14 protein-coding genes and 10 pseudogenes are annotated in these 21,036 nt (G+C 72.4%); 13 read left to right on the forward strand and 11 right to left on the reverse strand.

Annotated features, from left to right (window positions below; translation table 11 throughout):
* The 3 genes and pseudogenes from QTQ03_RS30135 to QTQ03_RS30145 form a co-directional block, all read right to left on the reverse strand.
* Nucleotides 1-448, reverse strand: a 448-nt coding sequence (locus QTQ03_RS30135; protein ID WP_502889664.1) for a ribonucleotide reductase barrel domain-containing protein, incomplete at its 3' end; no start/stop codon positions are given.
* A pseudogene (locus QTQ03_RS30140) lies at nucleotides 435-1,464 on the reverse strand (ribonucleotide reductase barrel domain-containing protein). The pseudogene QTQ03_RS30140 and the gene QTQ03_RS30135, both read right to left, overlap by 14 nt.
* 94 nt (nucleotides 1,465-1,558) lie before the next feature.
* Nucleotides 1,559-1,966, reverse strand: a pseudogene (locus QTQ03_RS30145) (vitamin B12-dependent ribonucleotide reductase); the annotation flags it as partial.
* A 240-nt stretch (nucleotides 1,967-2,206) separates the two neighbouring features.
* On the opposite strand from QTQ03_RS30145, the pseudogene QTQ03_RS00010 reads away from it, so the two are divergent.
* From QTQ03_RS00010 to QTQ03_RS00030, 7 genes and pseudogenes are all read left to right on the forward strand, one after another.
* Nucleotides 2,207-2,335, forward strand: a pseudogene (locus QTQ03_RS00010) (transcriptional regulator NrdR); the annotation flags it as partial.
* Between the two features lie 163 nt (nucleotides 2,336-2,498).
* Nucleotides 2,499-3,871: pseudogene (locus QTQ03_RS30535) on the forward strand (ribonucleotide reductase barrel domain-containing protein).
* A gap of 127 nt (nucleotides 3,872-3,998) precedes the next feature.
* Nucleotides 3,999-4,390, forward strand: a pseudogene (locus QTQ03_RS30540) (ribonucleotide reductase barrel domain-containing protein); the annotation flags it as partial.
* A 131-nt stretch (nucleotides 4,391-4,521) separates the two neighbouring features.
* Entirely contained in the window at nucleotides 4,522-5,145 is a 624-nt protein-coding gene (locus tag QTQ03_RS30545; protein WP_502889665.1) for a TSCPD domain-containing protein, read from the forward strand.
* A 711-nt stretch (nucleotides 5,146-5,856) separates the two neighbouring features.
* Nucleotides 5,857-5,979: pseudogene (locus tag QTQ03_RS00020) on the forward strand (hypothetical protein); the annotation flags it as partial.
* Nucleotides 5,980-6,089: 110 nt separating this feature from the next.
* A complete protein-coding gene (locus QTQ03_RS00025; protein ID WP_289276121.1) occupies nucleotides 6,090-6,737 on the forward strand; it encodes an asparaginase domain-containing protein in 648 nt (215 codons plus the stop codon).
* A gap of 22 nt (nucleotides 6,738-6,759) precedes the next feature.
* A complete protein-coding gene (locus tag QTQ03_RS00030) occupies nucleotides 6,760-6,999 on the forward strand; it encodes a C1orf53 family protein (protein ID WP_289276122.1) in 240 nt (79 codons plus the stop codon).
* 115 nt (nucleotides 7,000-7,114) lie between these two features.
* Here the strand turns inward: QTQ03_RS00030 and QTQ03_RS00035 are convergent, their stop codons facing one another.
* Nucleotides 7,115-7,804 (reverse strand): iron-dependent transcriptional repressor DtxR, encoded by a 690-nt coding sequence (locus tag QTQ03_RS00035; protein WP_502889666.1) that lies wholly within the window; start codon nucleotides 7,802-7,804, stop codon nucleotides 7,115-7,117.
* Nucleotides 7,805-7,960: 156 nt separating this feature from the next.
* On the opposite strand from QTQ03_RS00035, the pseudogene QTQ03_RS00040 reads away from it, so the two are divergent.
* The 3 pseudogenes from QTQ03_RS00040 to QTQ03_RS00050 all read left to right on the forward strand — a co-directional run bounded on the left by QTQ03_RS00040 (nucleotide 7,961) and on the right by QTQ03_RS00050 (nucleotide 12,706).
* Nucleotides 7,961-8,830: pseudogene (locus QTQ03_RS00040) on the forward strand (sulfurtransferase).
* A 122-nt stretch (nucleotides 8,831-8,952) separates the two neighbouring features.
* Nucleotides 8,953-10,131, forward strand: a pseudogene (locus QTQ03_RS00045) (acetoin utilization protein AcuC).
* 24 nt (nucleotides 10,132-10,155) lie between these two features.
* Nucleotides 10,156-12,706: pseudogene (locus tag QTQ03_RS00050) on the forward strand (bifunctional acetate--CoA ligase family protein/GNAT family N-acetyltransferase).
* A gap of 137 nt (nucleotides 12,707-12,843) precedes the next feature.
* Here QTQ03_RS00050 and sigB read toward each other — a convergent pair.
* Nucleotides 12,844-13,860, reverse strand: a complete 1,017-nt coding sequence (gene sigB / locus QTQ03_RS00055) for an RNA polymerase sigma factor SigB (protein ID WP_502889667.1) — start codon at nucleotides 13,858-13,860, stop codon at nucleotides 12,844-12,846.
* Nucleotides 13,861-14,118: 258 nt separating this feature from the next.
* Here sigB and QTQ03_RS00060 point away from each other — a divergent pair, with 258 nt between their 5' ends.
* Nucleotides 14,119-14,907 (forward strand): sporulation protein, encoded by a 789-nt coding sequence (locus tag QTQ03_RS00060; protein ID WP_289280603.1) that lies wholly within the window; start codon nucleotides 14,119-14,121, stop codon nucleotides 14,905-14,907.
* Between the two features lie 93 nt (nucleotides 14,908-15,000).
* Here QTQ03_RS00060 and dtd read toward each other — a convergent pair whose 3' ends face one another.
* Entirely contained in the window at nucleotides 15,001-15,423 is a 423-nt protein-coding gene (gene dtd, locus QTQ03_RS00065; RefSeq protein WP_289276124.1) for a D-aminoacyl-tRNA deacylase, read from the reverse strand.
* Between the two features lie 55 nt (nucleotides 15,424-15,478).
* Entirely contained in the window at nucleotides 15,479-16,963 is a 1,485-nt protein-coding gene (locus QTQ03_RS00070; protein WP_289276125.1) for a DUF7782 domain-containing protein, read from the reverse strand.
* Nucleotides 16,964-17,228: 265 nt separating this feature from the next.
* On the opposite strand from QTQ03_RS00070, the pseudogene QTQ03_RS00075 reads away from it, so the two are divergent.
* Nucleotides 17,229-17,820: pseudogene (locus QTQ03_RS00075) on the forward strand (HhH-GPD-type base excision DNA repair protein).
* A 121-nt stretch (nucleotides 17,821-17,941) separates the two neighbouring features.
* On the opposite strand, the gene QTQ03_RS00080 reads toward QTQ03_RS00075, so the two are convergent.
* Both QTQ03_RS00080 and QTQ03_RS00085 read right to left on the reverse strand, forming a co-directional pair.
* A complete protein-coding gene (locus QTQ03_RS00080; RefSeq protein ID WP_289276126.1) occupies nucleotides 17,942-18,250 on the reverse strand; it encodes a YlcI/YnfO family protein in 309 nt (102 codons plus the stop codon).
* Nucleotides 18,240-18,551 carry a hypothetical protein gene (locus tag QTQ03_RS00085; RefSeq protein WP_289276127.1) on the reverse strand — a complete coding sequence of 104 codons (312 nt, stop codon included), beginning with the start codon at nucleotides 18,549-18,551 and terminating at the stop codon, nucleotides 18,240-18,242. The genes QTQ03_RS00080 and QTQ03_RS00085 overlap by 11 nt, the downstream gene beginning before the upstream one ends.
* 104 nt (nucleotides 18,552-18,655) lie before the next feature.
* Between QTQ03_RS00085 and QTQ03_RS00090 the strand changes: the two genes are divergently transcribed.
* A complete protein-coding gene (locus QTQ03_RS00090) occupies nucleotides 18,656-19,012 on the forward strand; it encodes a DUF3099 domain-containing protein (RefSeq protein ID WP_289276128.1) in 357 nt (118 codons plus the stop codon).
* A 130-nt stretch (nucleotides 19,013-19,142) separates the two neighbouring features.
* On the opposite strand, the gene QTQ03_RS00095 is transcribed toward QTQ03_RS00090, so the two are convergent.
* On the reverse strand, nucleotides 19,143-20,039 hold the full coding sequence (locus QTQ03_RS00095; protein ID WP_289276129.1) for a carbohydrate kinase family protein: 897 nt from the start codon (nucleotides 20,037-20,039) through the stop codon (nucleotides 19,143-19,145).
* Complete coding sequence (locus QTQ03_RS00100) at nucleotides 20,036-20,956, reverse strand: pseudouridine-5'-phosphate glycosidase (RefSeq protein WP_289276130.1); 921 nt, start codon at nucleotides 20,954-20,956, stop codon at nucleotides 20,036-20,038. Before QTQ03_RS00100 ends, QTQ03_RS00095 begins: the two co-directional genes overlap by 4 nt.
* Between the last annotated feature and the right edge of the window lie 80 nt (nucleotides 20,957-21,036).

A 21,036-nucleotide genomic window follows, 5' to 3' on the forward strand; every position in this document is an offset into this window, starting at 1 on the left:
GCCGCCGAGAGCGGCTGGCCGACCTTGCAGTTGTCCGGGTAGATCGCCAGCGCCTTGAGGCCGAGCTTCCAGCCCTCGAAGTAGATCCGCTCGACGTCCTCGACGGTGGCCTGCTCAGGCATGTTGACCGTCTGGAGATGGCGCCGGAGATGAACGGCTGGACGGCCGCCATCATCCGCACGTGCCCCATCGGGGCGATCGACCGCTCGCCCATCGCGCAGTCGAAGACCTGGTAGTGCTCCGGCTTGAGACCGGGGGCGTCCACCACGTGGCCGTGGTCGGCGATGTGCTCGACAATCGCCTCGACCTGCTCCTCGGGGTAGCCGAGGCTGCGCAGGGCACGCGGCACGGTCTGGTTGACGATCTGCATCGACCCGCCGCCGACCAGTTTCTTGAACTTGACCAACGCCAGGTCCGGCTCGACGCCGGTGGTGTCACAGTCCATCATCAGGCCGATGGTTCCGGTGGGCGCGAGCACACTGGCCTGCGAGTTCCGCCAGCCGCTCGGTCGCCGACCTTGTTGCCGAGGGTCCACTGCTGGTCGCCTCGCGCTGCACGGCGGTGGCCACGGCGCCCGAGGGCTTGATCTCGTCGTTGGCGGCGGCGTGCTTGCGCATCACCCGCTTGTGCGGCTCGGCGTTGCGGGCGTAGCCGTCGTACGCGCCGACGACGCCGGCCAGCTCGGCCGAGCGGCGGTACGCGGTGCCGGTCATCAGCGAGGTGATCGCCGCGGCCAGCGAGCGGCCCTGCTCCGAGTCGTACGGCAGGCCCGACGCCATCAGCAGTGCGCCGAGGTTGGCGTACCCGATCCCGAGCTGCCGTAGGCGCGGTGGTCTCGCCGATCTTCTCGGTCGGGAAGTCGGCGAAGCAGATCGAGATGTCCATCGCCGTGATGATCAGCTCGACCGACTTGACGAACTTCGCCACCTCGAAGCCACCATCGGCGCGGAGGAACTTCATCAGGTTGAGCGAGGCCAGGTTGCACGAGGAGTTGTCCAGGTGCAGGTACTCCGAGCACGGGTTCGACGCGGTGATCCGCCCGGTCTCCGGGCAGGTGTGCCAGTCGTTGATGGGTCGTCGTACTGCAGGCCGGGGTCGGCGCACTCCCAGGCGGCCTGGGACGGTGCGGAAGAGCCGCTTCGCGTCGATCGTGTCGATCACCGCGCCGTCGAGACGGCCGCGCAGGTCGAAACTGCCGTCGTTCTCCACCGCCGCCATGAACTCGTCGGAGACCCGCACCGAGTTGTTGGCGTTCTGGTACTGCACGCTGACGATGTCGGCACCGCCCAGGTCCATGTCGAAGCCGGCGTCCCGCAGCGCGCGGATCTTGTTCTCCTCGCGCGCCTTGGTGACGACGAACTCCTCGACGTCCGGGTGGTCGACGTCGAGGATGACCATCTTGGCCGCACGCCGGGTGGCACCGCCGGACTTGATGGTGCCGGCGGAGGCGTCCGCGCCGCGCATGAAGCTGACCGGGCCGGAGGCGGTGCCGCCGGGGAGAGAGCAGCTCCTTCGAGGAGCGGATCCGGGACAGGTTGACGCCGGAGCCGGAGCCGCCCTTGAAGATCAGCCCCTCCTCCTTGTACCAGTCCAGGATGGAATCCATCGAGTCGTCCACAGAAAGGATGAAACACGCGCTGACCTGCTGCGGCGAGGGCGTGCCCACGTTGAACCAGACCGGCGAGTTGAAGCTGAACACCTGGTGCAGCAGCATCCAGGTCAGTTCGTGGGCGAAGACCTCGGCGTCGGCCGAGGTGGCAAAGTAGCCGTACTCCTCACCGGCGGTGCGGTAGGTGCGCACCACCCGGTCGATCAGCTGCCGCAGCGACCACTCCCCGCTCCGGGTGCCCACCGCGCCCCGGAAGTACTTGGTGGTCACGATATTGGCCGCGTTGACGCTCCACGACTCCGGGAACTCCACGCCCCGCTGCTCGAAGTTGACCGAGCCGTCCCGCCAGTTCGTCATCACGACGTCCCCGGCGCTCCCACGCGACCTCGTCGTACGTGGACCCCTTCGGTGGTCCAGACCCGCTCGACCGTCAGCCCCGCCGCCGCCTTGTTCCGTGACCTGCTCGTCGTCACACCGTCCCCCGGCATCTTGTCCGCCCCTCGTCCGCGCGCCCCGCGCGGTCCGACTGTCTGAAACTGAAACTCAACTGGTACGGCCGGCGCCTCGGCGGCCTCGGCACCCACCCGGGCCCGGCCGCGGTTCGCCAGCGTCTATCGGTCGTTCGAGTCGCTCGCCGACTTCGAGCGCGAGATCGAGACGCTGCGCGCCGCGGCCCGGCCCGGGTGGGGTGCCGAGGCCGCCGAGGCGGCCGGCCGTACCAGTTGAGTTTCAGTTTCAGACAGTCGGCCGCGCGGGCGCGCGGACGAGGGGCGGACAAGATGCCGGGGGACGGTGTGACGACGAGCAGGTCACGGAACAAGGCGGCGGCGGGGCTGACGGTCGAGCGGGTCTGGACCACCGAAGGGGTCCACCCGTACGACGAGGTCGCGTGGGAGCGCCGGGACGTCGTGATGACGAACTGGCGGGACGGCTCGGTCAACTTCGAGCAGCGGGGCGTGGAGTTCCCGGAGTCGTGGAGCGTCAACGCGGCCAATATCGTGACCACCAAGTACTTCCGGGCGCGGTGGGCACCCCGGAGCGGGAGTGGTCGCTGCGGCAGCTGATCGACCGGGTGGTGCGCACCTACCGCACCGCCGGTGAGGAGTACGGCTACTTTGCCACCTCGGCCGACGCCGAGGTCTTCGCCCACGAACTGACCTGGATGCTGCTGCACCAGGTGTTCAGCTTCAACTCGCCGGTCTGGTTCAACGTGGGCACGCCCTCGCCGCAGCAGGTCAGCGCGTGTTTCATCCTTTCTGTGGACGACTCGATGGATTCCATCCTGGACTGGTACAAGGAGGAGGGGCTGATCTTCAAGGGCGGCTCCGGCTCCGGCGTCAACCTGTCCCGGATCCGCTCCTCGAAGGAGCTGCTCTCCTCCGGCGGCACCGCCTCCGGCCCGGTCAGCTTCATGCGCGGCGCGGACGCCTCCGCCGGCACCATCAAGTCCGGCGGTGCCACCCGGCGTGCGGCAAGATGGTCATCCTCGACGTCGACCACCCGGACGTCGAGGAGTTCGTCGTCACCAAGGCGCGCGAGGAGAACAAGATCCGCGCGCTGCGGGACGCCGGCTTCGACATGGACCTGGGCGGTGCCGACATCGTCAGCGTGCAGTACCAGAACGCCAACAACTCGGTGCGGGTCTCCGACGAGTTCATGGCGGCGGTGGAGAACGACGGCAGTTTCGACCTGCGCGGCCGTCTCGACGGCGCGGTGATCGACACGATCGACGCGAAGCGGCTCTTCCGCACCGTCTCCCAGGCCGCCTGGGAGTGCGCCGACCCCGGCCTGCAGTACGACGACACCATCAACGACTGGCACACCTGCCCGGAGACCGGGCGGATCACCGCGTCGAACCCGTGCTCGGAGTACCTGCACCTGGACAACTCCTCGTGCAACCTGGCCTCGCTCAACCTGATGAAGTTCCTCCGCGCCGATGGTGGCTTCGAGGTGGCGAAGTTCGTCAAGTCGGTCGAGCTGATCATCACGGCGATGGACATCTCGATCTGCTTCGCCGACTTCCCGACCGAGAAGATCGGCGAGACCACCCGCGCCTACCGGCAGCTCGGGATCGGGTACGCCAACCTCGGCGCACTGCTGATGGCGTCGGGCCTGCCGTACGACTCGGAGCAGGGCCGCTCGCTGGCCGCGGCGATCACCTCGCTGATGACCGGCACCGCGTACCGCCGCTCGGCCGAGCTGGCCGGCGTCGTCGGCGCGTACGACGGCTACGCCCGCAACGCCGAGCCGCACAAGCGGTGATGCGCAAGCACGCCGCCGCCAACGACGAGATCAAGCCCTCGGGCGCCGTGGCCACCGCCGTGCAGCGCGAGGCGACCAAGCGTGGACCCTCGGCAACAAGGTCGGCGACCGGAGCGGCTGGCGGAACTCGCAGGCCAGTGTGCTCGCGCCCACCGGAACCATCGGCCTGATGATGGACTGTGACACCACCGGCGTCGAGCCGGACCTGGCGTTGGTCAAGTTCAAGAAACTGGTCGGCGGCGGGTCGATGCAGATCGTCAACCAGACCGTGCCGCGTGCCCTGCGCAGCCTCGCTACCCCGAGGAGCAGGTCGAGGCGATTGTCGAGCACATCGCCGACCACGGCCACGTGGTGGACGCCCCCGGTCTCAAGCCGGAGCACTACCAGGTCTTCGACTGCGCGATGGCGAGCGGTCCGATCGCCCCGATGGGGCACGTGCGGATGATGGCGGCCGTCCAGCCGTTCATCTCCGGCGCCATCTCCAAGACGGTCAACATGCCTGAGCCGGCCACCGTCGAGGACGTCGAGCGGATCTACTTCGAGGGCTGGAAGCTCGGCCTCAAGGCGCTGGCGATCTACGGGACAACTGCAAGGTCGGCCAGCCGCTCTCGGCGGCGAAGAAGAAGTCGGCGGAGCCGGAGCCGACGGCCGTGGTCGAGAAGGTCGTGGAGAAGGTCGTCGAGTACCACCCGGTGCGCAGGCGGCTGCCGAAGAAGCGGCCGTCGGAGACCATCTCCTTCTCGGTCGGCGGCGCCGAGGGCTACCTCACCGCCTCGTCGTACCCGGACGACGGTCTCGGCGAGGTCTTCCTCAAGATGTCGAAGCAGGGCTCGACCCTGGCCGGGGTGATGGACGCCTTCTCGGTGGCCATCTCCATCGGTCTCCAGTACGGCGTCCCGCTGGAGACGTACGTCAGCAAGTTCACCAACATGCGCTTCGAGCCGGCCGGCATGACCGACGATCCGGACGTGCGGATGGCGGCCTCGGTGATGGACTACATCTTCCGTCGCCTGGCCCTGGACTTCCTGCCGTACGAGCGCCGCGGGGAGCTGGGCATCTTCACCGCCAAGGAGCGGGCGGCCCAGTTGGCGGCGAGGCGGAGGCGGAGGCGAACGGCGCGGACCTCACCGCGATGGCCGCCTCCGCCCCGGTCGAGGCGTCCGCCGAGCCGAAGACCGGCCCGGTCGCCCAGCCGGCGCAGGAAATCGCCGACGTCGCCGCAGCCAAGCCGGCGCCCTCGGTCGGCTCGAGCACCGAGCTGCTGGAGGCGGTGATCGGCAAGGCCGCCGACGCGCCGCTCTGCTTCACCTGCGGTACGAAGATGCGCCCGGCCGGTAGCTGCTACGTCTGCGAGGGCTGCGGCAGCACCAGCGGCTGCAGCTGACGTAGGAGCAACGAGCCCCGGGCATTACCAACGCCGGGGCTCGTGAGTCGGTACGCACCCGTCCAGAATGTGGCGAGACGGACCTGGAGTGCCCGCGCGACCACCTGGTGTTTCCTCGGCGGTCACTCGTGAACACACAGAACACGGTTCGTCCAGTGTGGACCGGCGATGGGTGCACATCGGGCCGGGGCCCAGCGCGGCCCGGTGCGAGGAACTGTCGGCGGTGTTCGACGGAAGCGCGGTCTCGCTGGCGCTCCACCTGGATCCCATCTGGTGTCGGCCGCCGAGGACCGGGACCTGGGCGCCGACCGGGTTGCTGCACCGGCGCTTCCTGTGCCGGATCCGGTGAGCCGCATGTCCGGTGACGAGTGGTTCCACCACCGCGACGGGTCGCACGAGGGGTCCCGCCGGATCCTGACTACGACCAGCAGCGACCTGGGCGCGGCGGTATGTTTCTGTGGGCCGTTACCGGGAACGGCGGACGGGAGGCCCGGCGTGTCCATCACCTGTTTGCCCTGGGCGGCACCATCGCGATGGGCGATGCGGGCCAGGACGGGCGGGAGTGCTACCCCGGCTGACCGGCGCGGACCTGACCGCCGCCGTGCCCGGCCTGGCGGATCTCGGCGAGCCGCTGGACGTCCGGGACGTTCTCGCGGTGCCCAGCGCGAACCTCACGTATCGGCATGTGCTGGACCTGGTCGACGCCGCGTCGCGGGCGGTGGCCGCGGGCGCGGTCGGCGTGGTCGTCACCCAGGGCACCGACACGCTGGAGGAGTCGGCCTTCTGGCCGACCTGCTCTGGCCGCACGCCGCCCCACTGGTCTTCACCGGCGCGATGCGCAACCCCACCCTGGCCGGAGCGGACGGGCCGGCGAACCTGCTCGCCGCCGCGCGGGTGGCCGCCGCGCCCGCCGCCCGGGACCTCGGCGTGCTGGTCACGCTCAACGACGATGTCCACGCCGCCCGTTGGGTACGCAAGACGCACAGCACCAGCACCGCCACCTTCGTCTCCCCCGACGTCGGTCCGATCGGGCTCGTGGTCGAGGAGGAGGTGCGGGTGTTGGCCCGGCCCGAGCGGCGGGAACCACTGCCGCCGGTCGACCCGACCCGGCTGGGCGCCACCCGGGTCGCACTGCACACCGCGACCCTCGACGACGACGGCGGGCTGCTCGGCGGTCTCGCCGGAACCCACCACGGGCTGGTGGTCGCCGGCTTCGGCGTCGGGCACGTGCCGGGTGCGCTGGCCCCGATGCTCGGCGCCCTGGCCGCGCAGATCCCGGTGGTGCTCACCTCCCGATCCGGGGCTGGATCGGTACTGCGGCACACGTACGGCGCGGTCGGCTCGGAGTCCGATCTGCAACGACGTGGGCTGCTGAACGGCGGGATGCTCGACCCGTACAAGGCGAAGGTCCTGCTCCGGCTGCTGCTCGCGGCCGGCGTGGATCGGCCAGCCATCGCCGCCACCCTCGCCCGGCACGGGTGAGCGCCGTCCTCGGACTGCTCAGGTGACCGGCGAGCGACGAGCGCTGGCGCACCGGCCGCTGACCGATCCGCACCCGTCCCGGCTTCCGCTCGATCACCCCGACCGGTCGCGGATCCTCGCCGCGCACACGGCCGCCCTGACCAACGGCGGGGTCGGCTACCCCGATCCGGCGACGGGTCTCTTCGTCCTCAGTGCCGGCTTCCTCGCCCGCCGCGGCACCTGCTGCGGCCGAGGCTGCCGCCACTGTCCGTACGTCGACTGAACCCGCCACCCAGCGGCGATCGTGCACTGCTGGTCCCTGACCTGCCGGCTTGCGGCAGGTACTCCGGGCGGGAAGTGCAAACTCGACGAGGTGGGCGCGGGCCGGCGGAGTGGGATCAGCTGGCAGCGACGAAGACCCGGGAGGCGACTTCGCGGGGGAGGCGGACGCGGTCGCCGGAGCGGTCGATCGACACCCCGTCCCGCTCCTGGGCGACGGTCACCGTCGCGCCCGGGTCGACTCCGGCGGCGTGCAGCTGGCGCAGCACGTCCGCGTTGGTCTGCACACTTTCGCAGATCCGCCGGACCACGACGGGGCCGGACAGACCGGGGAACACCAGGTTGCGCTCACCCTCCGCCGGTTCGGCCTCGGCCGGGCTCGCCGAGCCCAGCTCCGCCAAGCCCGGGATCGGGTTGCCGTAGGGCGAGCGGGTGGGGCGGTTGAGCAGGTCGTACACCCGCTTCTCCACCGCGTCGCTCATCACGTGCTCCCACCGGCAGGCCTCCTCGTGAGCCTCCTCGTAGGGCATCCCGATGACGTTGACCAGCAGCAGCTCGGCCAGCCGGTGCTTGCGCATCACGGAGACCGCCGTGCTGCGCCCGGCCGGGGTGAGGGCCAGGTGCCGGTCGCCCTCGACGGTGAGCAGGCCGTCCCGCTCCATCCGCGCGACGGTCTGGCTGACGGTGGGGCCGCTCTGCCGCAGTCGCTCGGCGATCCGGGCGCGCAGCGGCGGAACCCCCTCCTCCTCGAGTTCGAGGATGGTGCGCAGGTACATCTCGGTCGTGTCGACAAGATCATGTTTGGCCATCGCTACCACCTCTTCCCGGAGGCAACTACGCCCTCACTCGAGTCGACCGAATCATGTTTCACGGCAGCCCTCCGGTGATCGATACTACCCCGAGTAACGGCGAACGGCCGACGCCGAACCGCCCGGCGGATACCCCGATGGTGTTGACTGGACATCATGTCCGGCACCGAGGATCTGCTGGTCGAGGTCGACCGGCTCGCCGCCGAACTCGACGGCGTCACCCGCCCACCCTGCTCGACGTCCGCTGGCGCCTGACCGGCCCGCCCGGCCGGGCCGACTACGCCGCCGGCCACCTGCCCGGCGCGGTCTTCGTCGACCTGGACACCGACCTGTGCGGGCCGCCGGGGGCCGCCGGCCGGCACCCGCTGCCGGACCCCGCCGCGCTCCAGGCCGCGCTGCGGGCCGCCGGAGTCCGGGCCGGACACCCGGTCGTGGTGTACGACGGCGGCGACGGCATGTCCGCCGCCCGAGCCTGGTGGACGCTGCGCTGGGCGGGCCACCGAAAGGTCCGCCTGCTGCACGGCGGCTGGCCAGCCTGGGTCGCGGCGGGCCTGCCCATCTCCACCGAGGCACCCGTCCCGCCGCCCGGCGACGTCGAGGTGCACCCCGGTGCGCTGCCGGTGCTCGACGCGGCCGGGGCCGCCCGGCTCGCCGCGGCCGGCGACGGCGCCCTCGTGGACGTCCGGGCGGGGGCCCGCTACCGGGGCGACCGAGCCGATCGACCCGGTCGCCGGGCACGTGCCGGGCGCGGCGAACCTGCCCGCACCGGAGTACGTCGCCGAGGGCCGGTTCCCGGCGGCCGACGCGTTGCAGCGGCGGTTCGCCGCCGCCGGGGTGGTCGCCGGCCAGCCGGTCGGCGCGTACTGCGGGTCCGGTGTCACCGCCGCGCAGGCGGTCCTCGCCCTGCACCTGGCCGGTCGCCCGGACGCCGCGCTGTACGTCGGGTCGTGGAGCAACTGGGTCGCCGACCCGTCTCGCCCGGTGGCGGTGGGGGAGCAGCCCGCCGGGTCCGCGCCGTCGGCGTGAGCGCCCGGCACCGGCGGCGGGCCAAAACCGGTGCGGCGCACGGCCGTCGGCCGGCGACGCCACCGACCTGAGCGACGCGTGCCGTGGGTCACCGCACAAGATTCTCGTGCGACGATGGGCCCATGTCGGACGACACGGTGGTGGTGTGGGACGAGTCGCTGCTCGCCTACGACTTCGGTGACCATCCGCTTGACCCGGTCCGGGTGGAGCTGGCCGTCGCGCTGGCCCGACAGCTGGCTGTGCTGGAACGCCCGGGGGTGCGACTGGTCAAGCCGGAGCCGGCGGACGACGATCTGCTGACCCGGGTGCACGACCCGCGTTACCTGGAGGCCGTTCGCGCCGCCTCGCAGGACCCGCTCTTCGCCAGGTTCGGCCTGGGCACCTCCGACAACCCGGTCTTCGCGGGATGCACGAGGCCAGCGCGCTGATCGCGGGCGCCTCGGTGGCGGCGGCCGAGGCGGTCTGGCGGGGCGACGCGCGCCGGGCGGTCAACGTGGCCGGCGGGCTGCACCACGCCATGCCGGCGCGGGCCGCCGGCTTCTGCGTCTACAACGACCGGCGGTGGCCATCGCCCGCCTGCTCGACCTCGGCGCGCAGCGGGTCGCGTACGTGGATGTGGACGTCCACCACGGCGACGGGGTGCAGCGGATCTTCTGGAACGACCCGCGGGTGCTGACCGTGAGCCTGCACGAGACGCCCCTCGCCCTGTTCCCGGGAACCGGTTTCCCGGACGAGACCGGTGGCCCGGAGGCGCCGGGCAGCGCGGTCAACATCCCGCTGCCGCCCGGCGTCGACGACGCCGGCTGGCAGCGGGCGTTCCACGCGATCGTGCCGTCGGTGCTGCACGCCTTCCAGCCGCAGGTGCTGGTCACCCAGTGCGGTGCGGACGGGCACCGGCTCGACCCGCTCGCCGACCTGAACCTGTCGGTCGACGGCCAGCGCGCCACCTACATCGCCCTGCGGGCGCTCGCCGACGAGCTGTGCGAAGGGCGCTGGGTGGCCACCGGCGGCGGCGGGTACGCGCTGGTCGAGGTCGTGCCCCGGCCTGGACCCACCTGCTCGCGGTGGCCACCGGCACGCCGCTCGACCCGGCAACGCTCACCCCGCCCGTCTGGCGGGAACTGGCCGCCTCCCGGCGTCCCGGCCGGGAGGTCCCGCTGCGAATGACCGACGACGTCGACCCCTCGTACGAACCGTGGCAGCCCTCCGGCGAGCCGAACTCGGTGGACCGCGCCATCGCCACCACCCGCAGGTCGATCTTCCCGCTGCTGGGGCTCGACCCGCACGACCCGCGCGACTGACGCGGCCGGGGAGGGCCGCCCAACGTGACCACAGTGGACCAGCCGGTGGACGTGTTGCTCAGCGACGGCACCACCGTCCAGTTGCGGTCGATCCGGCCGTCGGACGGGCCGGGCATCGTCGCGATGCACTCGCGCTTCTCCGAGCGCACCCGCTACCTGCGCTACTTCTCGCCGTACCCGCGGATCCCCGAGCGTGACCTCCAGCGCTTCGTGCACGTCGACCACCGGGATCGGGAGGCGTTCGTGGTGCTGGCCGCCGACCAGATCGTCGCGGTCGGCCGGTACGAGCGTCTCGGACGGCAGTCCCCGGAGGCCGAGGTGGCGTTCGTGGTCGAGGACGCCTACCAGGGCCGGGGCATCGGGTCGGTGCTGCTGGAGCACCTGGCCGACGCGGCCCGGCGGATCGGCCTCACGAGCTTCGTCGCCGAGGTGCTGCCGACCAACGGCGCGATGCTGCGAGTGTTCGCCGACTTCGGGTACCAGGTGCAGCGCCAGTTCGCCGACGGCGTGGTCCACCTGAGCTTCCCGATCGCGCCGACCGACGCCACGTTGGAGGTGCAACGGGGCCGCGAGCGCCGCACCGAGGCCAGGTCCGTCGCCCGGCTGCTCGCGCCGCGCGGCGTCGCCGTCTACGGCGCCAGCGCCACCGGGCAGGGCGTCGGGGCGGCGGTGCTCGGGCACCTGCGCGACTACGGGTTCACCGGCAGCGTCGTACCCGTGCACCTGACCGCGACGACGGTGGCCGGCTGCCGGCGTACCCGTCGGCGGCCGACGCGGGCCTGCCGGTCGACCTGGCCGTGGTGGCCGTCCCGCCGGACGCGGTGGAGACGGTGGTCGCCGACGCGGCCGCCGGGGCGCACGGCCTGATCGTGATCAGCGCCGGCTTCGCCGAGGCCGGCGCGGAGGGCGCGGCCGCGCAGCGCCGGCTGGTTCGCGCCGCGCACGCGGCGGGCATGCGCGTCGTCGGTCCGAACTGCCTGGGGGTGGCGAACACCGCCCCCGACGTACGCCTCAACGCCACGCTCGCCCCACGGCTGCCGGTGCCCGGCCGGGTCGGTCTGTTCAGTCAGTCCGGCGCGTTCGGGGTGGCGCTGCTGGCCGAGGCGGACCGGCGGGGGCTCGGCCTGTCCAGCTTCGTGTCGGCCGGCAACCGGGCCGACGTCTCCGGCAACGACCTGCTCCAGTACTGGCAGGGCGACCCCGGCACCGACGTGATCATGTTGTACCTGGAAACCTTCGGCAACCCGCGGAAGTTCGCCCGGCTGGCCCGGCGGATCGGGCGGGACAAACCGATCGTCGCGCTGGCGTCACCGGCCCGTCCGCCCGGGTCGGCCCGTCGGCCGGCCCGGATCAGGTAGCGGTCAGCGCGCTGTTCGCCCAGTCCGGGGTGATTCGGGTGGACACGGTCGCCGAGCTGCTCGACGTCGGCGTCCTGCTGGCCCACCAGCCGCTGCCCGGCGGCGATCGGGTCGGGGTCGTCGGTAACTCGTCTGCGCTGGCCGGGCTCGCGGCCACCGCCTGCGCAGCGCAGGGGCTCACCCTCGCCGACGGATACCCGCGCAACGTCGGCCCACGTGCCGGAGCGGCCGAGTTCGCCGCGGCCCTCGCCGCCGCGGCGGCCGACGAGGTGGTGGACTCGCTGGTTGCGGTGTTCGCGCCGCCGCTGCCCGGCCAACTGCCGGACGCCGAGGCGGACTTCACCGCCGCTCTGCCCGCGGCGCTCGCCGCCGGCAAGCCCACGGTGGCGACGTTCCTGGTCGGACGCGCCCCGACCGGGGTGCCCGGGTATCCGAGCGTGGAGGAGGCGGTCCGCGCCCTGGGCCGGGTCACCGCGTACGCCGACTGGCTGCGGCGGCGGCCCCGGGAGGCTGTCCGAGCTGCCCGACGTCGACCGGGGCGCGGCGCAGACGGCACTGCGTCCCGATTCCCTCGATCCGGGCGGGCTGCTCGCCGCCTACGGGATCGACGTGGTGGCATCGGTGCCGGCCGCCTCGGCGGACGAGGCCGCGGAGGCGGCGGTCGAGCTGGGCTTTCCGGTGGCGCTGAAGGCCGCCGCCCCGGGCCTGCGGCACCGGCTGGACCTCGGCGCCGTCCGCCTCGACCTGCCCGACGAGGCGACCGTGCGGCGCGCGTACGCGGAGATGTCGACGGTGTTCGGCACCGACGTCCTGGTCCAGCCGATGGTCCCCCGGGGGTGGCCTGCGTGGTGGAGCTGGTGGAGGACCCGGCGTTCGGCCCGGTGGTCGGCTTCGGCCTGGGCGGCGTCGCGACCGAGCTGCTGGGCGACCGGGCCTGGCGGTCGGCACCACTGACCGACCTCGACGCGGCCGAGCTGGTCGACGAGCCGCGAGCGGCCCCGCTCCTGCGCGGGCACCGGGGCGCCGCTCCGGTGGATCGCACGTCCCTGGCCGACCTGCTGGTGCGGGTGGGGCTGCTCGGCGACGAGCAGCCCCGGGTCCGCGCCCTGACCCTGAACCCGGTGCTGGCCCGCCCGGACGGGTTGTCGGTGCTGCACGCCACGGTCCGGATCGGCTCGGCCGGCGCCCGCCCCGACACCGGCCCCCGCCGGTTGTGAGGAAGACCCGTCGGGACACCCGACGTGATGGCGGAGGACCCCGCTCGACGCAGGGTTCGCCCGGGACAGCTCGGCGCGCTCCGCCGAACCGACGACGGCCTGGCGACCCGCCCGGGCCGTCGCGGGCGACGCCCACCTCAGCAGGCGTACGCCTCCAGGCGCTGCGCCCGCTCCGGGGCCCGCAGCTTCAGCAGTGTCACCTTCTCGATCTGCCGGATCCGCTCGCGGGACAGACCGAACTCCCGTCCGACCTCGTCCAGCGTGCGCTGCCGGCCGTCGTCCAGCCCGAACCGGAGCCGGATCACCGCCTGCTCGCGCTGGGACAGCGTGGCGAGCACGACGCTCACCTCCTGGCGCAGCTCACCCTGGGCGGCGGCGTCGTCCGGGCCGGCCGTCGGTCCGACCGACGCGACGAAGTCACCGAGCGCGCTCTCTCCGTCCTCGCCGACTGCCTGGTCCAGGCTCACCGGCTCCCGGTCGAACGAGATCAGCTCGATCACCTGGTACTCGGGGATGTTCAGCGCCTGGGACACCTCCGCGACGGTGGGCTCCCGGCCGAGCGAGATCGACAACTCCCGGCGGGCCCGCACCATCCGATTGACCTGCTCGACCATGTGCACCGGGATGCGGATGGTGCGGGCCTGGTCGGCCATGGCGCGGGTGATCGCCTGGCGGATCCACCAGGTGGCGTAGGTGGAGAACTTGTAGCCCTTGGCGTAGTCGAACTTCTCGACCGCGCGGATCAGGCCGAGGTTGCCTTCCTGGATCAGGTCCAGGAAGGCCATCCCGCGGCCCGTGTACCGCTTGGCGATGCTCACGACGAGGCGTAGGTTCGCCTCCAGCAGGTGATTCTTGGCGGCCCGCCCCTCGGCGGCGATCAGCTTCAGGTCGGCCCGCAGTGCTGCGGAGACCGGGGTGCAGGTGGCGAGTTTCTCCTCGGCGAAGAGCCCGGCCTCGATGCGGCGGGCCAGCTCGACCTCCTGCGCGGCGGTCAGCAGCTTCGTCTTGCCGATGCCGTTGAGGTACGCCCGCACGAGGTCCGTGGAGATGCCGCGCTCGTCGGTGGCGTCCAGGTCGGTCAAGGTCTCGGTGCCGTGGTCGGCGTCGATCGTGCCAACCGGGCGCGTCCGGTGCTCCATCATCTGCAGGGCCATCTTTCGTCTCTCCCCGTGTCCACGTCTGTGCCGCACTCTCCGGCCAGTGGTGCCGGTGACACACAGCTTGGCGCCCGGGGCGTGAGACAGGGGTGAGGCGATCGGGGACCCGACAGGAATCCCACCTGGCGTGTCGCCGTCGGCCGGTGCTTGCCGGACCCGGTTACCGTGCCAGCGGTCGGCCGGGAGAGGTCGGCTGCCGGCACGGCCAGCGGAGCGGCCGCCGGCGAACGTTCCGCACAGGTGATGGAGAGCGTCGTGGTCTTCAAGCGGCTCATGCAGGCGATGGGCGTCGGCGGCCCCTCGGTGGAAACCGTTCTGGCGAATCCGAACTGCCGCCCCGGCGGCCAACTGGAGGGGACCGTCCACGTCGCGGGCGGCGACCACCCGGTCGACATTTCGTACGTGGCGCTGGGCCTGGTCACCCGGGTCGAGGTGGAGAGCGGTGACAACGACTACGAGACCACCGAGGAGTTCCACCGCCAGCACATCACCGGCTCGTTCCGGCTGGAGGCCGGGCAGCGGTACGACGTCCCGTTCCGCTTCGACGTGCCCTGGGAGACCCCGCTCACCGAGCTGTACGGCCAGCACCTGCGCGGCATGACGATGGGCCTGCGGACCGAGTTGGAGGTGGCTCGCGCGGTCGACAAGGGCGACCTGGACGCCGTGGCCGTGCATCCGCTGCCGTCGCAGGAGCGGATCCTGGAGGCGTTCCTGCGGCTGGGCTTCCGGTTCGCCCGCGCCGACGTCGAGCGCGGCCACATCTACGGAGTGCGGCAGACGCTGCCGTTCTATCAGGAGATCGAGTTCTACCCGGCGCCGCAGTACGCCAGCGGGATCAACCAGCTCGAGGTCACCTTCGTGACCGATCCACACCAGATCCAGGTCGTGCTGGAGTTGGACAAGCGGGGCGGCCTGTTCACCGAGGGCCGCGACGCCTTCGGCCGCTTCTCGGTCGACCACGTGACCGCCGACCGCACCGACTGGACCGCCCAGCTCGACGCCTGGCTGCGCCAGTCCCTCCAGCGCCGCGGCCTCTTCGGCTGATCGCCGCGCGCACTCCCGGTTGCCAGGAGTGGGTGGGTCCGGGGCGGACGGACAGCACGCCATCATGATCAACCCTGGGGCGCGGCGGTGTGGCTACAGCTCCAGGACGATGGTGCGGGGGCCGACGTTGACGCTCTCCACCAGCATGTGGGTGCGAAAGCGGCCGGTCTCCACCGTGGCGCCGCGGTCGCGCAGCGCCGCTACCACCGCGTCCACCAGGGGCTCGGCGACCGCGGCGGGGGCCGCCGCCGTCCAGGTGGGACGGCGGCCCTTGCGGGCGTCGCCGTAGAGGGTGAACTGGCTGACCACCAGGATCGGCGCGCCGGTGTCGGCGGCGGACCGCTCGTCGTCGAGGAGGCGCAGCTCGTGCACCTTGCGGGCCATCGCGCGCGCCGTCTCAACGGTGTCGGAATGGGTCACGCCGAGCAGCACCAGCAGACCGTCGTCGATGTCGCCGACCACCTCGTCGCCGACCGTCACGCTGGCCCGGCCAACCGTCTGCACCACCGCCCGCATCAGATGATGCTATCGAGGACGAGCGGCGCGACCGCCGGGCGGCCCGGCGCTCGCCTCAGACCTGCACCGGCTCGATGAAGCCCCGTTCGACCAGGTGTGCCACGACGGGGCCGGCCGCCTCAGCGAGCTCGTCGGGCGTCACGTCGTGCGCGGCGGCGAGCAGAGTCAGCTGGTCGCGCAGCGGCAGCCGGCCGTCGGCACCGCCGACCAGGGCCAGCACCAGCGGGTCGATCTCCTCCGTCCAGCGCAGCCCGTGTGGCATGGCCAGCACCTGCCGGTCAACGGCCCAGCCCTCGTCGCCCATGGTGGCCTCCTGCCGCAGCTGGAGGCCGTCCGCGGCCCGGTAGCGCGCGGCGAGCAGCCCGTCGGTTCCGTGTACCCGGAGCCAGTCCTGCCGGTCGAACCAGCTCGCGACACGGTCGCCGAGCGGCACCTGTACCCGCTGGCGCAGGTCCTCCACCCGCAGCACCGGCTCGTCGTGGCCAGCACGGCGCAGCGAGACGATACCGAAACCGACCGCTTCGATCTTGTGCGCGTCGAACCAGTCCAGCCACTCGGCCATCCGTTGCGGGCCAGCCGCCTCACTGGCGTCGGCGAGCCACAGATTGACGTAGGCCATCGGATCGGCGACCTCACGCTGGATCACCCAGGCGTCCAGCCCGGTGCCGGCGAACCACCCGGCGACCCGCTCGGTCCAGTCCTCGCCGGCGACGTGCACCCAGTTGGCCAGGAACTGCATCGTGCCGCCCTCGGTGAGCAGGCCCGGCGCGGCGGCGGCCAGCTCGGCGCCGATCGCGTCACCGACCCGGCCTGAGTCGCGGTAGACGTGCGTGGTGGTGCCGGGCCCGACGACGAACGGCGGGTTGCTGACCACCAGGTCGAAGCGACGACCGGCGACCGGGGCGACCAGGTCGCCGCGTAGCAGCTCCCAGTCCTGGCCGTTGAGTGCGGCGGTGGTGGCGGCGAAGCGCAACGCCCGTACGGACACGTCGGTGGCGGTGACCGACCGCGCGTGGGTCGCCAGGTGCAACGCCTGAATGCCGGAGCCGGTGCCCAGGTCCAACGCGGTTCCGACCGGCCTTCGGACGGTCGCGCCGATCAGTGTCTGGGTTGCCCCGCCGATGCCGAGCACATGCTCGGCATGCAGCGGACGGCCGGGCCGGGCGCTCGCGGGCACGTCGGCGAGCACCCACCAGTCGTCGCCGTACGGCTCCAGGTCCAGGCCCATCCGTAGCCCGTCGCCGTGCCGCTCGACCAGGCCACCGGCGAGCGCTTCCTCGATCGGCAGCGGCCCGAGGGCGGCGGCGACGGCGGCATCCGGCTCGGTCTGCTCGCAGATGAAGACCCGGATCAGCGTCGCGAGGGGATCGCGGTCCTCGGTGGCGCGCAGCGCCGCTCGGAAGTCGTTGCGGGCCATTCCGCCGGTGGCGTGCGAGCCGAGCCGGCCGGCGATGCCGTTCGAGGTGAAGTTCGCCCGGGTGAGCGCTGTGCGCAACGCCGCCACTCCGGCGGGGGTGAGCAGCATGTCGTGTCCATCCACATCGCCATCCTGCCTGTCCCCACCCGTGGCGATGGCAGTACCCGCCGGTTTGGGCGTCCGGCGTCTCGGGACGCGTCGCCGACGCACCGTCGCGATCTTGCAGTTTCGTAGGCGATTCGCGCGGTTCTGGTCGGCGATTCGCAGCATTGGCGGCGTCTTCCGGGGCAGAACCGGTAGCGGGTCGGTGCGCGGATCGGATCGACGGAGGCCCTACGGGCCGGTGCGTCGTGTGTCAACCGGTCGGCAGGGCGGGCAGGATGGGGACATGACCCTCGCACTGCCGATCGACCCGGAGGCAACCGCGTTGCTGCGGCGCAGCCCGCTGGCGCTGCTCGTCGGGATGGTCCTCGACCAGCAGGTGCCGATGGAGAAGGCGTTCACCTCACCGTACGTGCTCGCCCAGCGCCTCGGGCACGAGCCGGACGCTGCCGAACTGGCCGGGTACGACCCGGACGCCCTGGTCGCACTCTTCGCGACCCCCCCCGGCCCTGCACCGTTTCCCGAAGGCGATGGCGGTCCGGGTCCAGGAGGTGTGCCGGCTCCTGGTCGACCGGTACGACGGCGACGCCGCCGGCCTCTGGACGGGGGTCACCGACGGCCGTGACCTGCTACGCCGGGTCGCCGACCTGCCCGGGTTCGGCAGGCAGAAGGCGCAGATCTTCGTCGCCCTGCTCGGCAAACGGTTCGGTGTCACACCGAAGGGCTGGCGCGAGGCCGCCGGGAGTTACGGCGATGCCGACGCGTACCGGTCCGTCGCCGACGTGACGGACGCCGACTCGCTGCGCCGCGTCCGCGAGTACAAGCAGCAGCTGAAGGCGACCGCGAAGGCCGGGACGGCCGGGACGGCCGGGGGCTGACCCGACGGGGCCGGGCCGTCGCCCGCTGGCCGTACCGCGGGATGGCGCCCGCCTGGTCGCTCGGCCGGCGGTACCGGCCCGGTCGCGGCGGCCGACCCGTCGCCGGTGGTGCGGGGATCCGTCAGGCGGCCGTGGGGCGAGAGAGGGCGGCTAGCGCGCGCCGAACGTCGGCGAGCGAGACGGTCGCCGAGTCGTCCAGGTCGGCCAGACCGGCCTCGATCCACTGCCGCATCAGCGTGGTCACCCCGATGCCCCGGGCGTCGGCGGCGGCGCGCACCCGCTCGTAGGTCTCCAGCGGAAGCCGTACCGACCGGCTCACCATCGGGCTGTCGGTGTCCGGGGTGGGCAGCTCCATCGGCTGCCTCTCGTCGATCAGGTCGGCGAGGGCGTCGTCGCCGTGGAACCGCTTGGTCGCCTCGTCACGGTTCATGCTGACCGCCTCCTCGTCGGCGCTCTCTCCGCACGGCCTCGTCGTAGCGCTTGGCCTCCACGTCGGTCAGCTCGCGTGCGGAGAGGATGTCCCAGTCGTTGTCGGTGCCGTCGGTCTCGGCGAGCAGCACGGCCAGCCGGCGCCCCCGGCGGGCGGAGGCGTAGACGACCATCACGTCGTCGCCCAGGTGGCGGATGACCCGCCGGCTGCTGCACAGCGCCTCCCAGACTTCCCCCGGTGTGACGTCGTAGACCCTCAGGTTTGCCAGCGCCTCGTCGGTGAAGCTGAACCGGCTGCCCATGGGCGCGAGCGTACCACGGCCGTAACACGGACCGGGGTACGTCGATTTTCGCCGATCACGTAACCGAGGTGACAGGATGGGGGGCATCCCTCAAGGAGGTCGTGGTGAAGCGTCAGGCGTACCAGCCGATCCTGATCACAGACGCCGCACGCAGCCAGGATGACCAGCTCAACAGCCGGCAGAAGCGGTACGTGTTGATGATGGGCATCCGGGTCGCCTGCGTGATCGTCGGCGCGGTGCTGGTGGGCGTGCAGGCCCCGCTGCTCTGGCTCTGGCTGCCCATGGTCGCCCTGGGCATGATCCTCATACCCTGGCTCGCCGTGTTGCTCGCCAACGACCGCCCGCCCAAGGACGAGCACCGCAAGACCGGTCGGTTCCGGTCCCGGCGGCGGGACGAGACGCCGCCGATGAGTCTCACCGCCGAGGAGCGCCCCGCCAAGGTTATCGACGTCGATCCCTGACCTTGCTGTTCGTCTCGACCGCTGACGGGCGGCGTCCGATGCCGCGCCGACGCCCCGGCCGCCGACGGCAGGCCCTCGCGGCTGACCGGCCGCCGGGATCCACGCTCACCGCGCAGTGGCGCGGCGAGCGTCAGACCGGTGGTCGGGCACCCACCTGGCTCACCGCCGACGCGCCGAAGTCGCCGGCCCGACGCAGCGCCGCCTCGGGGGAAGCCCCCGCCAACCAGGCCGCCAGCAGCCCGGCGGCGAACGCGTCGCCTGCCCCGGTGGGGTCGACCACGGCCATCCGGCGCGCCGGCGCCACCGCGATCACGGCGTCCCGGTCGACCCACACCGCTCCGGCCGCACCCCGTTTCACCACCACCCGCCGTGCCGAGACGGACAGCGCTCGGCCCTGCGCCGCCGGGTCCAGCCCGCCGGCCAGCACGGTCGCCTCCGCGGCGTTGACCAGGAGCAAATCGACGTCGCGTACCCAGCTCAAGAACGCCGTCGCGCCGACCCGTCGAAGTGGCGCCGCGGAGGCCGCGTCGACGCTGACGGTGAGGCCCCGCTCGCGGGCCGCGCCGAGCGCGCGCAGGCCGGCCGGCCGTGAGGCCGCGTCGAGCAGGGTGTAGCCGGACAGGTGTAGGTGCGCCGCGTCCGGCGCCGCGTCCAGGGCCGCCTCCACCGCCTGCGGGCTGAGCCGCAGGTTCGCCCCCCGCTCAGTGATCATCGTGCGTTCCGCCGCGCTGGCCAACACGATGACCGTTCCGGTGGGGACGTCCGGCAGCTGGGCGACGGCGCAGTCGACGCCGCCGCGTTCCAACTCCGCCACCCGGTCCCGGCCCGGTCCGTCGTCGCCGACCGCCCCGACCAGCGTGACGGGTACGCCCAGCGCCCCCAGCCACGCCGCGGTGTTCGCCGCCTGGCCGCCTCCGGTGAACCGGATCGTCGCCGCCGTGTCCGACCCGGTGACCGGGGGTCCGGTCAGGACCGCCACCACGTCGGTGATCAGGTCGCCGACGACGATGACCCGCGGTGCTGTCATGCCCGGCTGGCGGCCGCGACCGCGATCCGCGCGGCGAGGTCGGCGTTGCGCAGGATGATCCGGACGTTGACCGCGAGGCTGGCGCCCTCGGTGGCCGAGTGGAAGTGCGCGAGCAGGAAGGGCGTCACCGCCTTGCCGGTCACCCCCTCGCGCCGCATCCGGGCCAGCCCGTCGGCGAGGGTGCGGTCGTGCAGCGCAGGGTCCAACTGCTCGCCGACGGGCAACGGGTTGGTCACGACCAGCCCACCGCTGCACACGCCGTGCTGCTCACGCGCGGCGAGCACCTCCGCCACCTGCTCCGGGGAGTCCACCGACCAGTCCAGGTCGAAACCGCCGTCGGTGAGGTAGAAGCCGGGGAAGCGGCGGGTGCGGTAGCCGACCACGCCCACCCCGAGGGTCTCCAGACGCTCCAGGGTCGCGCCCACGTCGAGGATCGACTTCACCCCCGCGCAGACCACCGCGATGGGCGTCCGGGCCAGGGTGGTCAGGTCGGCGGACTCGTCGAAGGTCTGCGTGGCCTCCCGGTGCACCCCGCCGAGGCCGCCGGTGGCGAACACTCGGATGCCGGCTGCCGCGGCCACCGCGCTGGTCGCGGCCACGGTCGTGGCGCCGTCAGCGCCGGTCCCGGCCGCCACGGCCAGATCGCGTACGGAGAGCTTCGCCACCTGGTCGGCGGTGGCGAGCCGGGTCAGCTCGGTGTCGTCGAGCCCGACGACGAGTTGGCCGGCGACCATGCCGATGGTGGCCGGAACCGCGCCGGCGGCGCGGACCACCTGCTCGATCTCGCGGGCCACCCGCAGGTTGTCCGGCCGGGGTAGGCCGTGCGAGACGATTGTGCTCTCCAAGGCAACCACGGGGCGGCCGGCGCGTAGGGCGTCGGCGACCTCGGTGCCAGGTCGGATGTGAAAGTCGGTCACAACTGTTCACCGTACGACCTCACCCGCTGTCGCCAGAAGTGGACCGGGCGGCGGGTGACCTGCCAGACTTGACGGTCGGA

Source organism: Micromonospora sp. WMMA1363 (assembly GCF_030345795.1).
Classification (GTDB): Bacteria; Actinomycetota; Actinomycetes; order Mycobacteriales; family Micromonosporaceae; genus Micromonospora.

What these genes read in the sequence shown, in the direction of transcription:
- QTQ03_RS00025 (WP_289276121.1), top strand. Translation starts at nt 6,090, where the DNA reads ATGCGCAACCCCACCCTGGCCGGAGCGGACGGGCCGGCGAACCTGCTC.
- QTQ03_RS00035 (WP_502889666.1), bottom strand. Translation starts at nt 7,804, where the DNA reads ATGGCCAAACATGATCTTGTCGACACGACCGAGATGTACCTGCGCACC.
- sigB (WP_502889667.1), bottom strand. Translation starts at nt 13,860, where the DNA reads ATGGCCCTGCAGATGATGGAGCACCGGACGCGCCCGGTTGGCACGATC.
- dtd (WP_289276124.1), bottom strand. Translation starts at nt 15,423, where the DNA reads ATGCGGGCGGTGGTGCAGACGGTTGGCCGGGCCAGCGTGACGGTCGGC.
- QTQ03_RS00080 (WP_289276126.1), bottom strand. Translation starts at nt 18,250, where the DNA reads ATGAACCGTGACGAGGCGACCAAGCGGTTCCACGGCGACGACGCCCTC.
- QTQ03_RS00085 (WP_289276127.1), bottom strand. Translation starts at nt 18,551, where the DNA reads ATGGGCAGCCGGTTCAGCTTCACCGACGAGGCGCTGGCAAACCTGAGG.
- QTQ03_RS00095 (WP_289276129.1), bottom strand. Translation starts at nt 20,039, where the DNA reads ATGACAGCACCGCGGGTCATCGTCGTCGGCGACCTGATCACCGACGTG.